Origin of the sequence: Prosthecochloris marina (assembly GCF_003182595.1) — a bacterium.
In the GTDB taxonomy this organism is placed as follows: Bacteria; Bacteroidota; Chlorobiia; order Chlorobiales; family Chlorobiaceae; genus Prosthecochloris; species Prosthecochloris marina.
In genome coordinates this window covers 80,606-93,896 of the sequence record NZ_PDNZ01000001.1, presented here as the reverse complement: position 1 = coordinate 93,896, position 13,291 = coordinate 80,606, and the positions used below count along the sequence as shown (strand labels likewise).

Sequence of the window (13,291 nt, the reverse complement as noted above, 5' to 3'; positions counted from 1 at the left end):
GAACGGATGCCGACAGGTGAAAGAGATGTTCGAAATTCACCTGTCGGCATCACAGCACCTACACTATGATATGAAAACAGCAACCGTTTTGCCCGGCCAGTTCACTTTCCGTTTACCTGCAAGGGAGCGACTTCTCTTTCAGCCATACTTTTTCCCGATAAATCAGCCATATCTGCGACAACTGCCGCTGACTGGGTAAGCAGAATATCGGGGTCGTCCTCCTCGTTCCACTGAGCATCAAATCCCTGAATACGATCCATTTCCACCTTGAAATCCGGTTCATAGAGTGAAATGAACTCTTTTTTCCTGAAACTGCTCAGAAGATCCAGGTCTTCGAGGTAACGAACATAAAGAGAATCTTTATCGACTCTCTCATGATACTTCTCGTTGAGAACCTTGATATCATCACCTGAAAGCCAACCGGTTTTTAAATGATCGGTAGCCGACACAACATCCCATTGGAGACTGCTTGGATAGGCATCTTCACCGACAACCTCAGTGTCGATAAATGAAGGTATTTTGATATCCGGCGTGACACCGAGATTCTGGGTGCTTTCTCCGGAAACACGATAAAACTTGGCAATGGTCAGCTTGACTTGTCCAAGATCATCATTTTTCTTGTAGAAAAAATTGAATGGCCTGTTGATCTTGAGAATACTCTGTACCGTCCCCTTTCCAAATGTCCTTCCTCCTATAACCACACCTCTTCCATAATCCTGAATTGCTGCAGCAAGGATTTCCGATGCCGAAGCACTGTAACGATTCACAAGAACAGCAAGAGGACCATCATATGCAACATCAACTTCTTTATCTCGAAGAACCGTCATCCCTCCATGCGAGTTCTTGATCTGCACAACCGGACCTTCAGGAATAAAAAGACCCGTAAGCTTAACCGCTTCTTCAAGAGCTCCGCCACCGTTATTCCTTAGATCCAGAACAATTCCTTCAACACCTTCTTTTTTTAATTCCACAAGAATTTTTCTGACATCCCTGCTTGTGCTGCTATAATCAGGCTTTTTTTGTTTCTGACCCTCGAAATCCAGATAAAAAGCCGGTACGGTAATCACCCCTATTTTTCGACCGTTGGTGATGATGATTTCCTTTTGTGCCGACTGCTCTTCAAGCTTAACCTCGTCTCTGACAATCTGAATAATCTTAGCGGGTCCCTTGTTTCCCTGACTGACAGGAAGAATCTTCAGGCGTACAACCGATCCTTTCTTCCCACGGATAATCCGGACGACATCGTTGACTCGCCACCCGACAATGTCGACAACATTGCCTTTTGTACCCTGACCCACGCCAATGATCCTGTCGCCTTTCTTGAGCAAATCACCTCTGAACGCGGGGCCACCGGGAATCACTTCATTGACAACCGTATATTCGTTTTCATTTTGAAGTTTTGCACCGATCCCTTCGAACGAATGGCTCATATCGATCTGGAAGTTCTCATAGTCCAACGGCGAAAAATAGTTGGTATGCGGGTCGAATGATGTCGTCAGGGCATAGTTGAATGCCCGAAACGCATCTTCATCGTTCTGTTGTTCAAGCAAAGAAAGACGATTTTTATAGCGTTTGACAAGCACTTCACGAGGCTCTCCATCCGGCTCTTCTCCGGAATATTTCAGATTCAGGATCTGATATTTAGCTTCCTTTCTCCAGCGATCCTGAAGCTCGGCCTGATCGGAAGGCCATGCAATATCCTCGCTTTTGAGATTGAAGGTTTCACTCACACTGAAATCGAAACGGGCGGTATCGAGCAGGTCGATCATGAACCGCATTTTCTGTTTCGCCTGATTCAGAAACGTACCATAGACCATGAACCCGGCATCGACCTTACCGGCAAGGAACTCATCATCTATAGAATTGCCGATCTCTTTCTGAAATGACTCTACCTGTGATGCCAAAAAGTAACTCCTGGTTTCATCGAGCTGATCGAGAAAACGCGAAAGCACCTCCTGGGAAAGAGAATCGTTAATCGGCACCCGCCGAAAATGATACTGCATGAGGTAACGGCTGAGATACCTCTCCGCTTCCTCCTGAACAGGAGAAGCTTTGAGCGCAACTTCACCATGAGGTATGGCCGCTGTCTTTGATTGCACATCAGTAACCAAAAGTGCTAAGGAAATCAGAAAAACAGCACCGAAAATTATATATCTGTTTAAACGTCTTGACATGGACAACTTTTAGCTGACTTTGAGTAACAAACACATGTTGAATGTGGTCATAAATATAATATATATACAACAAACCCCTACCATAAAAGGCTTTCAATAATTTGAGGTACAAATAAAAGTCAATACAAGTATTCTTTTGATTCTGGTATAGTTTAAAAAAACCGATGCCGACAATCTATTAATTCCCTGAATTAATCCTTGCAATAAAAAAGCCTGCTCATATACAGCAGGCCCATACTCTTCCAGCTTTACACATTTCCCTCTGAAAAGGTTACTCGACTACCCTGTTTCTGTATTTTCTTTCCATCCACACGATCAAAGGCTGTATCAGCCAGCGCAACCCAAAAACAAATGCAAGTATACCCCATAAAATAATCTGATACCAAACAGGAAAATCCTCTAAAGCGCTTACAGCCTCTTTAATGATTGGCACTTTTTCAGGCCAAAACATAGCACAAACAAACAATGCCCCTACCGGAAAGTACATGAGGATCATTAGCACTTCGTCTTTCCAGGATTTTGCACTGTTCTCAAGCGCTATTCTATCCCAATCTTTCTGCTCTACTTGCCCATTTCTTGCTGCTTCCCTTCGAGCTTCAGCGTTAATCTTCTGTATTTCTTTATCGAGTATAATGGCCTCTTTTTTTCGCTCTTGGGCAATTTTGAACGGTTCAGCAATTGGGGAGATTATCGAGCCAAACCCGGCTTTGATTGCTGGCCAAATGCTCATTGCCGTATTCCAAAGTATTGATTGACGTTGATAAAATCATCGAGCATTCTTAGATCACGCTTCAACCATCCTCGTATGAATTTTAATTGGCTTCGGTTTTGGGATATTCTTTTCAGCCGATGTCCTATTCTCATCAGTACGTGCTGGCTCACGAACAATTCTATTTCTTCTCTCGACATCTTGTTTATCGCTCCTAATGTTATTGGACCGATTTCACCATCCGGCTCACAGTCCAGGCAGTATTGTGAATACATGAGGCTTTTTTTTATGCTACTATTCATGCCAAAATTGTAGATGGTTTCTGCCACGGCCTGATGCTCGATTTCGTCACCCCGCATGGCGTCCCAGTACTTCGATTTGTAAAACGCTCTGACCTGTTCCCTGCATTCTTCGGTTTGCCCTTTCCCTGCATGGACGAGGGGCCATCCCGACCATTCCGGATGGTAGTTTTTCGCTATGCCGGCAAAGGTGTCTCCACCTGCATCACCGCTAACGTTGTGTAGCGTAAACCCTCCTTCGTCACCGATTGTCTCGAGATAGGCTTTCTGAAATTCCGCCATGCTTATTTTTCCTCTTTCTCGTCCAGTCTTTTTCGAGTGAAAAAATGCCGGTATATCTCTTCTTCGCGTCTGTACATCTCGTTGATGAGACGGTCACTCAGCAGACCGGACAAAAAACCAACAACTAAAACCGCTTTACTGTCGAGCATCATAGTTTCACCGACTAAATACGCAATATAGAGTGAACAGAATCCAAGACCGAAATGCAGTAGCACTTTTTTCCAGTTATGTTGCACGCCCTTTTTAAGCGCGTGAAGCAGACTCGTAATGATTCCCGCGATCCCACTTATGATTAGTCCGAATAATTCAGGTTTTTCCATTCCGCACTCTCATTTATCAGCTTTGGCACACCTATAGAAGGACTAATGTCCATATAGTAACGGTCATTGGCTATTTCTTTACATCATCTATAGCTCGAGAACATCACCAAATTTTTTATACTGTGCACGGGGTGCCTGTTGAATCTTCCTGGGGTACCTTTTCCAGCAACGATTTGTCACTAGTTTCTAAGTATTGCGGGAGAAAACATGATGCTATTCTTGGTACCGACAACGTGCATTCCGAGAAATATTGTGTTGCGGGTTCTTCTCCACTTGCAGACAGCCTGGTTTGGAGCGCTTCTTTACTGTTGGAGGTGTTTTGCCAATGCTCATCAAGTATGGAAATGTTGTATACTGGAGTGCCTAAGAAGCATTGTTCACGCGTGGTTTTTTCAGTTTATTCCGCATTCTATTATTGTGATGATATAGTCCGGTGTGTTGACAAAGACAAAAACCAGACTACATATGCAACCTGCAAAAAATGTCCCATTTCCAACTCTCAGGCCTACATGTTACGCAGAGTCAGTAACAAGTGGCACTTGCCTTGACGAATCACTATCGTTATCAGTGCCTGCATATTTGTTAACCGTTATTTCTCTTTATATATCTCTACCTGTGTGTATTCTTCCACTTCCCCAGAATAATCACATGACAAACCAAACCCTATATTTGATTTTGTCCCATCACACCTATGTCGGATTTCAAACGTTGTACTTGTTGATATTGTTATACGTGCAATTCCAAAGCTTCTGTTTGCACCATTCTGTCCACTTGGCGCATACTCTGAACTACCTACGTATGTATTATCTCCTGTTACATCATATAATTTCGAACGATGCGCATTAACGTCGTAAACAGGGGTTGACCATTTAATTAAATAAGACCCAGCCGCAAGCGAAAACTGATTACTACTCAGAGATACAATATTGTCAGGATCTGCTTTTTTAGTATTTAAATCTCTTGTTTGATCCGATCCACTTGTGAACGTTCCCCCGTCTGTTCCTTGTGATTTTTGATCAGCCAGCAATGCATACGATATAAACGCAGATTTACTATGCATTTCAGACATATCTTTTATATCGAAAGGACTGAACCCTCTAACCACGGTTTCATTCCCCGCAGTTTTCTCTGCACTTGACACCTGAACAGGCAAAATATCAAATACAGTCCCCCCCGCTGTACTGCCATCATGCACCGCAATCTGCTTGGTATCTGTTAAATAAACGATTGTCCCTTCTTCAAGCGTTACTGCAGCATTTTGGCTTGCCGTTCCTCTAAGCTTCTTTTGTGGATTTACACTTGCCATATTAATTTATTTGTGACCCTGCTATTGTTCCTGTTACCTCCCATGTGACGTAGCTGTTGCCATCAACAGCAACACCAGCTAGACCGCCATCGCCATTAAAAAGTAATCCCGAGCCGTCGAAGCCATCTTGACCAAGATCACCGCCAGAACCACCTTGTACACCGAGTATAGCATATCCTGCCGAACCCCCTTCTGTAATTGTCCCGTCCGATCCTAAATTATCATCTTGATCATGCATGTACCCAGACCCGCCGATACCGAAGAGATAACCTGCTCCACCGCCGCCACCCGAAGAATACATTGCTCCCAACAGGGTTACAACACCAACACCACCACCACCACCTCCTCCGGCGATAGTGCCATTGTTGATGATAGTTACCGGTTGACGAGTATATAGAGCGTCAGCTCCATCTTCGCCGTCTTTTGAGCCGGGATAATTACCTCCGTCACCACCCTTACCTACTATGTAGCCGTTGTTAATGATCTTAAGAATAACCCCCGGCTCGCTCCATGTGCCGACAGTGAATGCAAAACCTGTATTTGTGCTTGTACCGATTTTTACGCCTGACTCGATCAAACAGGTAACTATGTCACCGCTTTTAGGAGCTGCATATGCTTTATCGTATTCGGTCCGGAAATTATAATCAGTCTCGTCGTTTGTAACGACAACCATCAAACCCTGATCCGGTTGATCGTCATATGTATGCCAGCTGATTTCTTGCGCTTCTACCTTTACAGATTCATCACCCGGCGTGGCTTTAACGACCTGAGCAGGCACTGGTACCTGTTCTCCGGTCCCTGACTGAAACGCCCACATCGACACATTATACCGCCCGGCAAGAGCCGGTACGCTCTTGCCAAACCGCCAAGCTGACCATTGCACTAATGACGGTGGATCTCGGAATCTCGAAAGCATCTTATAACACAAATCCGTTCCTGTAGGCCGAGTAGTTATCCATCTACTGTATATTTTTTTGATCGCCGGTTGTCCACCATACAGAGTCTCAGCTAACGTATCAACATGAGATACTGCTGCTCTGTAGTTTATCCCTTCATCAAGCTGCTCTAATGGATTGCGTAACCCATACCAAACCCACACTTGCGACAACCGTTTATCCAACTGCTTTTTACAGTCAAAACTGTTTGATATAATATTGTCTTCATCATATAGCTCAGTTTGGGTAGTCAGTTCCCTAACAACGTCTAATCGTATTTTTTGGTTTAAATCATCTGTATATAGAATTAAACCTCCCTGCTCGAGCAATTCATTGATAAGATCTTTAACGCTTGTCGGCTCCGCTACTAAAGTGTAGTAACGCCTCCCATTGAGATAGACATTTGTTTTTTGCTGCCAATCTGCTAAGTTAATCCAACTTGCTGGTGTTGTTGTATAATTGACAAGCAAATCATAGATAATATCCGCCGGATCAAGACCATTTGGACCATCAAAAAACTCTTTACACAACTGCACTATGTCATTTCGATCATGTGCTGAAGCTTCGGTGTTAAATTGTGCCCGTGTTAAAGTCAATACATCACCTGATCGTGTGAAACTGCAAATCTCTTTCCCACCTATCGCAACATGCCCGGTAGCAGGGTATTCATCATCACCAACGCCTGAAGGTGAAAGCGTTGCTGATGTTACAGACTCAGCTAAATCAGCACTCAACCTACCAGTACTCAATACCGGACATTGTGCCTTTTTGTCATCAGCAAGCTTGAGAATGTCTTTTGCCGTTATTGAAACCATCCCATTTTTATTAGGGCCAGTTATCTTTTCAATGATAAACGTCCGGCACTCCATATTTTCTATGTTCTGCCCTTCTTTACCAACGATATAACGGATAATGGCACCCTGCATTTTCGGATAGTGACGAGCCAGCCATTTACCCCAAAATGTACCTTGCTCAAACGGATTATACCCTCTTTGCGCCCAATACGGATCCCCAGCCTCATGTGTGTCTGAATCACGATGGTCACGAAACGTACAGGTAATGCTTGCACGAACGCCCATATCACCTTCAAGGCTTATCTGTTGTGGCCTGTATGACACAGATTGTAAAGATGGTATATAATCTATGCTACCTTGGTCATCAGCGTCTTCATAACCAAACCTGACGGTGTTTGTTATCTCGCTGTAATGGCCAGCATCCTGGCACGTATTAAGCGAATTGAAACACTCACCCCCACCTGGCAGTAGCCCCTCATCGTTGTAACTCAAGTTTGCAAAAGTAGTCCCCTCATCATTATACGTCAATCCTGTAAACGAGGAACCCTCATCGTTGTAGCCGGGGATACTATCATTGATATCTGAAGTAGAATACTCTGCAGCGCAAGGGCTTGCACTGAACTGCAAGCCGCACATCGGCACATCGATCTCGACAAATGTAACAACCTTGGTCATGCTAATCCGCTAATGTTGAAACTAACACTCATCATACCATTTGGCCCAGTGTTATCTGGCACTGGAACACCTCCGATAACCCAGCAATACCCAATCTCTGTAGCATAATCTGTCAACCTCCATGCATAGAAAAACGGCTTGGTTTTACTGACCTTAACAAATGTGTCAAACGTTGATCGGTACCAATCCTTTGTCATATGCTGTATCTTAACCTGACTTTTGTACGTAGTACCTTTAATTATACGGCCTAAAAACTGACCTGACTCACTGAGCCTGTTTACCGCATTTATACTACGCGCATATGGAATTGGAGTGTGCCCAACATAGATATTCCTTTGCATTTGCATAATCTCGCCGGTATAGACAACAGCCATTTGTGGCCTGATGCTTCCACCTGGGGTTATCTTTATGCGAACACCGTAATAATCGCCAGATGTAAATGTTTTTAAAATCGGCTTATTATCAGATGTTAAAGGTGCATACCCTTTTATTGAAGACCCTATATCGACTTGTAAATCAGCCATATAAAAAAAATCTGTCCCTGTGCCTGTATAGCTAACATCACCATTGGCATTTATGCAATTGATGTGTATTTCATCATCCACTGTCGATGTAGCTGTAATACTTATCAGATATTCGCCATTACCTAAATTTTGAATATTACCACTTCCTGATAGTACGTTACCAGAAGACAAGTCAAATTTTGTTACTTCTCTTGATCCATCCGTTGGATTATAAAATTTAAGTCTACACTTTGTCAGTGTACCGGCTTTTACAACTAATGAAACCGTTCTTGTCGCTGCACCGGAATAACTCCTTGAAAGACCATGAAGGCCACTAACTGCATTATCAACTAATTTCCAAAAATCACCATGCCTTGTAGATTTGTTAGATGTTTGTTCGGTGGTAGCTTTATGGGTTGTATACTCACTATGATTAAAATTCCAGCTAGATGGACCAAAATCCGGAACAATTGTTGACCACGCACCCCCATCTACGGTTTGGCCCTGGATTTCTATATCACATTGGGCTGTTCCAAGATTGTGTCTTGCGATTCCTATGTAATCGCAGCTTTGTTCTGCATCAATATCGATCGTTACATATTGAGCAGAAGTGCTGTCAGATTTCCACAACAAATTAGTGGCCGGGTTTGCAAGATTCGTTGCGGGATAGTTTGCCTGTTCGCTATCCGCAACAACATTGCCGATAGTTACGGCATTATTATACCCTATGTATTGCTGTATCGACATTACTTTATATAGATTTTTCCGCCGTCCGCCATGTATTCATTCAACCCTTCTGCAATTGCCTCAATCTGATCGCCAGAGTACAAGCTGTTTTTATCTATACCGTAGACTGTAATTGCATTAGTTTGAACTGGTGTTTGAGATACATCCGAAACCGAAGTTGCTCCCATTGAACCCGCTGCAGAAGTAGCACCACCTTTGCTGCCCCCACTGTAGCTTTGGCTTGCAATGGATTGTATATTGGCCATTTGAGCCATACCAGCCGCCGCAGCATAGACAGCACCCAAAACAGGACCACCATGTTTAGCGCCTTCTTTGTATGAATGAACTATTGATTCAGCAGCAGAGATATATGCTGCTGCCAGAGCCGCAGCCTTCTGGATGTTGAACATCTTTTTTGACTCATCAAGGTTCATTTTAGAAAAAGCAGTTAAAAAATCGCTCGCGCCTTTCGTTATCGCCTTTCTTTTTGCCTCCTCGATCTTAGCCTGTTCTTCAGCCGCCTCTTTTTTTATAGCAACCAGTTTTTTCTCATGCTCCCCTTCAATCTTCTCCTTCAGCTCGTTATAATCAACATCTTTACCAATTTTTGCCTCTTTCCACTTTTCCAAATCCTCCAGTTGCTTTTCATATCTCTCCTTCTCAAGATCCTCTTTTGATTTAAAGTAATCTTGTAACGCCTGTAATTCCCTTTCCATCGCAGGCACGCCATTTATCGCATCGAGCTTTTCTTTGTACTCTTTTGCAAGATCTATTCTTAATTGTTCACCTGCCGTAACTTTATCAGCACGGTCTTTATAATACTTGTCTATTAGAGCATTATTTTCAGCATACCATGCCTCATGTAGAGCTTTTTCGTCCATCAAGCTTCTGCGAAGAGTGTCAATGCGACTTTTGAGATACTCTGTATCTGCTCCATCAAAAGTATTATTGATGCCTATGACATTGGTTTCATTTTGAGCAGCCATGTTTTTTCTTATAGTTATCCAATGTTTCCAGCAGAGATTCTCTTTCTTTTTCAGTTAACCTACCGGGATTTTCCAGCATCCTGTTTTTTTCTATACGTTTGTCGTACAACCTCCAAAATTCTTGTGGACACATTTGCCAAAACTCTGAAGGCTGTATTCCTAAATCATCAACAGCAATGTCGTACAGATTCCCCCATTCAACATCAAGAACTATTTTTTTTTATCACTTTCTTCAGTTACCTCATTTTTCGATAAAGGGAAACTTGCCGCTGCAATCGCATTGACATATTCCCGTATTGAGGCATCTTCACTCGTAAACAGCTCGACATACATCTCTTCACCCGAGACAACAACGTCCTTTGTCTGAAGCAAATAGGCAAGAATGCGAGCAATCTCCGTTATCGGTACGTCTCCATGATTCGCTCGTGTGATAAGGCCAGGCAAACTTATTCCAAGCCCACCAGCGACTACAGGCATCTCAATCTTATTGATGGTCTCAAACTTGAGCTTGATGTTGTGCTTTTCGCCTTTGTACGCAATCGACAGTTCCTTGAATACTTCTGCCATTATGAACCTGCCTGATACGTTATAGCCCCAGCCGACTGCAAAGACATTTCAAATGTTACTGTGCCATTATATTCACCTGTTTCGGAATAGCTTGCGATAAAGCAGTCGCCGTAGACGTCAGCACCATCTTCCCAGGTCAGTTTCCATTCATCGACAACATCGCTTGCACTAACTGCTGCAGCAAGGGCTGTTCTGTCCGTTGCAACGCCAGAAACAGAAAAATCGATAGTTTTCTCTCCAGGCGTATCAAGCAACTTTCTCCAACCGCTTGAATCATCACTGGATACATCTACAGGAGTATTGTTGACGGCGATACCTTTTGTACGCACACCGGCAATAGCAGTACCTCCGGTCCCCCCGGAGCTACCTTTGACGAGTACAAGATTCCTTCCTAATTGTTCTGCCATGATTATTTATATTTAGTTTTATAAAGCAATTTCAGGCTCGCCTCTTGTTATTGTGTAGAGCACTGTATAGACCATCTTGATAGTTCCGTGCTCAATTTGAGCATCTTCGTTGTACTCAGATTCCGAGCTTGTGTAATTCAAATCAAGAGCAAGACCATTGAAAAACCTTTCTGTTGAACTGCTATAATCCCCGTACAACGCTTCTTCAACTTCAGCCTGGATTTTATCTATATCAGCATCAAAATCTGATCCTGATACATAACCATCAATTGAAATGGACAATTCTTTTGTCAATAAATTGGTGGTTTCTTCCTTTGTCTCTTCTTCAGGACAATAAACACAGATACCAGGCATTGTGATCTCAGTCATGGGATGGACACGGGATTGGTATACACGATTCCCCGTTGTCGTGAGTCCGGTAAGGATCGTCATTACCCTGTCTCTAATCTGTGTTCTTACATGCGCCACTCTTAAACCTCCATAATATGGATTGTAATTCCGGTTTCATCCAATCCGATACTGAAAATAGCGTTCATTACATCTGCTCTCTTGAAGTAATACAGCACCAAAAGCTTTCTTTTCAGACGATATGCAAAAGGATTTTCAGCAATTTTTGATATTGTCTATCCAAAATTCTGAAATAGAAAACTATCTCACAAGAGTAGAAAAATATATTGGGGTTATATAACTTCACATTCTTTCTGAGCCTTTGCTAACAGGAGTTAGCAAAGGAAGTGAAAATTCTTTAATCATATCTTCAGGAAATATCCTCAGAACTATCTCCTTTCATCTTTCCTAACAGACTCCACAGGTTTTTTATTGTAACCTGCTTTTCGCTAAGCTGACGGAGAAGCTTTGCTCTTTCTTTTTTCAGTCTTACCAGTTGAGACTGCAAAGTGACAACACGCATCCTTGCTTCCTCAACATCAAGAGCCATTGCATCATCGCGTTTGATGTAGTTGTTATAGTCATTATTCATGTTTAGCTTTCTTTTTCAATCCCCGAAACCACCCATCTTTTCAGTCCAAATCTTGTCGAATCTTCACGTTTCACCCACCTGGGCTTCTCCAGTCCAACATCAACGGCCACGTAATCATCCCATGCAATTTCCCCCTTATCGTGCTTGAGATTTAATTCACGGTACGTCAACGTGTTAACACGTCGGTCAAAGCCGATGAAATTTGCAATATTGGGAGTTTTGTTCCATCCTTCATAGTTGTCGATAACATGGTTCACAGCATCAATTGCTCGTTGATCCGTAAAACCGTTCTCGATCATGCGGTCCTTCAGAAGTTCAAGCTGCTCTTTGCTCAACAACGGAAAAGCCTGTGATGCCCGCCCAAGAGCCCGAATAAGACCCTCTGCAGTAAGCTCGTCACGATATACTGCAATCGTCCCATCACCTTCTAAGGCGAGGATCGCTTGCGACACTCGCCGCAACTTCTTCTGCCCCTGCTTTGTCAAGAGGTTTTTGATTGCCAAGTCTGCCATTCTGGGTTCCATTTTCCGTGTATTTTGCTTGTTTCATCTTCGCCAAGAAAATGTCTATGTACATTACCTTATCCTCATTACGTTTCCGCAACTTGAGCGGACTGAAAAAATTGGTTGACCAGAAAGGATCGGCACGTGCCCACTGAATTGCCAGTTTCATCTCATCGGGATTCTTCCTGTCATCAATCCTTCGCAATTGCTCCCAGACCTGAGCCCATGCATCTCGATCAAACGTGACTGATTCCGGAGCAAGAGTACGGAACCAATCCGCAAAATCATAAGCCTCTTTTCGAAAAGGTGACTTCAGAAAAGAACTTGAAAGAAATTTTACTCGATTCTCACCTTCTAACGTGCTAACAGAGGGGAAAGAAACATTCTTTCTTTTACATTCCTTTACTTTACTTTGTGTACTTAATCCGGTATTTTCCGGATTATTGTTCACAATAAAGAGGTTTTTGTATTCACAAACATCAATAAGCAGAAATTCCAGTATTACTCTAACCTCCTTTCTACGCTCAGTGATCGTTAAATATCGTTTTTGAATACCCGCTGAAGTCAAAATCCCATAGCTGCCGTACATGCTTTTATCGAAAATTCCACGCTTAAGAGCATTATTGATAACATTTTCAATAGTTTCTGCATGCGATAATGATGCTCTTCTTATCCTTAACACAAGGTCGTTATCAAACTTTATATAGTATCCTTCATCCTTGTAAATCAGTCTCCAGAGAATCACCAATATCCCAAAGCCTTCAGCGCCATTTTCAGCAATGAACAGTTCGAGCTTACCATCCGGAACACAATCCAACGGGAAGTAATCAAGTCCTGTTTTCATCGGTCGAGCCATAACACATGGGGTAAAATCATTTTCGGAAAAGCATTCTATGACATATGCACCATTATTTCTTTTGAGTTTTATTATACCATAAAAACAAGTAATTAATGTTTGTTTGATTTCCCTGACAATATTAATCCTTGAAACAAAAACTCAAACGACCCACCTTTAACTCTTATTTTTATTCCTCTTAGCAATATTATAAAACAATCTTCCATAAGCGGAATTACGGAAATAACATGATTAAATATATCTTTTATTTCCAACACCTTCATCTTCTAA

General features: G+C 42.7%; 15 protein-coding genes. All 15 read right to left on the bottom strand.

Annotated features, from left to right (window positions below):
* Positions 1–101 precede the first annotated feature (101 nt).
* On the bottom strand, positions 102–2,099 hold the full coding sequence (locus CR164_RS00455) for a carboxy terminal-processing peptidase (RefSeq protein WP_239994413.1): 1,998 nt from the start codon (positions 2,097–2,099) through the stop codon (positions 102–104).
* 346 nt (positions 2,100–2,445) lie between these two features.
* On the bottom strand, positions 2,446–2,904 hold the full coding sequence (locus tag CR164_RS00450) for a hypothetical protein (protein WP_110021953.1): 459 nt from the start codon (positions 2,902–2,904) through the stop codon (positions 2,446–2,448).
* Positions 2,901–3,464 carry a glycosyl hydrolase 108 family protein gene (locus CR164_RS00445; protein ID WP_110021952.1) on the bottom strand — a complete coding sequence of 188 codons (564 nt, stop codon included), beginning with the start codon at positions 3,462–3,464 and terminating at the stop codon, positions 2,901–2,903. The genes CR164_RS00450 and CR164_RS00445 overlap by 4 nt, the downstream gene beginning before the upstream one ends.
* Before the next feature lie 2 nt (positions 3,465–3,466).
* Entirely contained in the window at positions 3,467–3,784 is a 318-nt protein-coding gene (locus tag CR164_RS00440; RefSeq protein ID WP_110021951.1) for a hypothetical protein, read from the bottom strand.
* Positions 3,785–4,373: 589 nt separating this feature from the next.
* Positions 4,374–5,090 (bottom strand): hypothetical protein, encoded by a 717-nt coding sequence (locus CR164_RS00435; RefSeq protein ID WP_110021950.1) that lies wholly within the window; start codon positions 5,088–5,090, stop codon positions 4,374–4,376.
* Position 5,091: 1 nt separating this feature from the next.
* On the bottom strand, positions 5,092–7,494 hold the full coding sequence (locus CR164_RS00430) for a hypothetical protein (RefSeq protein ID WP_110021949.1): 2,403 nt from the start codon (positions 7,492–7,494) through the stop codon (positions 5,092–5,094).
* A complete protein-coding gene (locus CR164_RS00425; RefSeq protein WP_110021948.1) occupies positions 7,491–8,744 on the bottom strand; it encodes a phage head spike fiber domain-containing protein in 1,254 nt (417 codons plus the stop codon). The genes CR164_RS00430 and CR164_RS00425 overlap by 4 nt, the downstream gene beginning before the upstream one ends.
* The gene (locus tag CR164_RS00420; protein WP_110021947.1) at positions 8,744–9,709 is read right to left on the bottom strand and encodes a hypothetical protein; all 966 of its coding nucleotides are present in this window, start codon (positions 9,707–9,709) and stop codon (positions 8,744–8,746) included. Before CR164_RS00420 ends, CR164_RS00425 begins: the two co-directional genes overlap by 1 nt.
* Complete coding sequence (locus tag CR164_RS13330; protein WP_353844495.1) at positions 9,693–9,896, bottom strand: hypothetical protein; 204 nt, start codon at positions 9,894–9,896, stop codon at positions 9,693–9,695. Before CR164_RS13330 ends, CR164_RS00420 begins: the two co-directional genes overlap by 17 nt.
* 23 nt (positions 9,897–9,919) lie before the next feature.
* The gene (locus tag CR164_RS00410; protein ID WP_110021945.1) at positions 9,920–10,276 is read right to left on the bottom strand and encodes a hypothetical protein; all 357 of its coding nucleotides are present in this window, start codon (positions 10,274–10,276) and stop codon (positions 9,920–9,922) included.
* Positions 10,276–10,683, bottom strand: a complete 408-nt coding sequence (locus tag CR164_RS00405; RefSeq protein WP_110021944.1) for a phage tail tube protein — start codon at positions 10,681–10,683, stop codon at positions 10,276–10,278. Before CR164_RS00405 ends, CR164_RS00410 begins: the two co-directional genes overlap by 1 nt.
* Before the next feature lie 18 nt (positions 10,684–10,701).
* The gene (locus CR164_RS00400) at positions 10,702–11,052 is read right to left on the bottom strand and encodes a hypothetical protein (RefSeq protein ID WP_146204119.1); all 351 of its coding nucleotides are present in this window, start codon (positions 11,050–11,052) and stop codon (positions 10,702–10,704) included.
* A 388-nt stretch (positions 11,053–11,440) separates the two neighbouring features.
* The gene (locus CR164_RS00395; protein ID WP_110021942.1) at positions 11,441–11,662 is read right to left on the bottom strand and encodes a hypothetical protein; all 222 of its coding nucleotides are present in this window, start codon (positions 11,660–11,662) and stop codon (positions 11,441–11,443) included.
* Positions 11,663–11,664: 2 nt separating this feature from the next.
* Positions 11,665–12,114 (bottom strand): hypothetical protein, encoded by a 450-nt coding sequence (locus CR164_RS00390; protein WP_110021941.1) that lies wholly within the window; start codon positions 12,112–12,114, stop codon positions 11,665–11,667.
* Positions 12,083–13,009, bottom strand: coding sequence for a DUF4373 domain-containing protein (locus tag CR164_RS00385; RefSeq protein WP_161953457.1), 927 nt, complete (start codon positions 13,007–13,009; stop codon positions 12,083–12,085). Before CR164_RS00385 ends, CR164_RS00390 begins: the two co-directional genes overlap by 32 nt.
* Between the last annotated feature and the right edge of the window lie 282 nt (positions 13,010–13,291).

What these genes read in the sequence shown, in the direction of transcription:
- CR164_RS00450 (WP_110021953.1), bottom strand. Translation starts at nt 2,904, where the DNA reads ATGAGCATTTGGCCAGCAATCAAAGCCGGGTTTGGCTCGATAATCTCC.
- CR164_RS00445 (WP_110021952.1), bottom strand. Translation starts at nt 3,464, where the DNA reads ATGGCGGAATTTCAGAAAGCCTATCTCGAGACAATCGGTGACGAAGGA.
- CR164_RS00440 (WP_110021951.1), bottom strand. Translation starts at nt 3,784, where the DNA reads ATGGAAAAACCTGAATTATTCGGACTAATCATAAGTGGGATCGCGGGA.
- CR164_RS00435 (WP_110021950.1), bottom strand. Translation starts at nt 5,090, where the DNA reads ATGGCAAGTGTAAATCCACAAAAGAAGCTTAGAGGAACGGCAAGCCAA.
- CR164_RS00430 (WP_110021949.1), bottom strand. Translation starts at nt 7,494, where the DNA reads ATGACCAAGGTTGTTACATTTGTCGAGATCGATGTGCCGATGTGCGGC.
- CR164_RS00425 (WP_110021948.1), bottom strand. Translation starts at nt 8,744, where the DNA reads ATGTCGATACAGCAATACATAGGGTATAATAATGCCGTAACTATCGGC.
- CR164_RS00420 (WP_110021947.1), bottom strand. Translation starts at nt 9,709, where the DNA reads ATGGCTGCTCAAAATGAAACCAATGTCATAGGCATCAATAATACTTTT.
- CR164_RS00410 (WP_110021945.1), bottom strand. Translation starts at nt 10,276, where the DNA reads ATGGCAGAAGTATTCAAGGAACTGTCGATTGCGTACAAAGGCGAAAAG.
- CR164_RS00405 (WP_110021944.1), bottom strand. Translation starts at nt 10,683, where the DNA reads ATGGCAGAACAATTAGGAAGGAATCTTGTACTCGTCAAAGGTAGCTCC.
- CR164_RS00400 (WP_146204119.1), bottom strand. Translation starts at nt 11,052, where the DNA reads ATGACTGAGATCACAATGCCTGGTATCTGTGTTTATTGTCCTGAAGAA.
- CR164_RS00395 (WP_110021942.1), bottom strand. Translation starts at nt 11,662, where the DNA reads ATGAATAATGACTATAACAACTACATCAAACGCGATGATGCAATGGCT.
- CR164_RS00385 (WP_161953457.1), bottom strand. Translation starts at nt 13,009, where the DNA reads ATGAAAACAGGACTTGATTACTTCCCGTTGGATTGTGTTCCGGATGGT.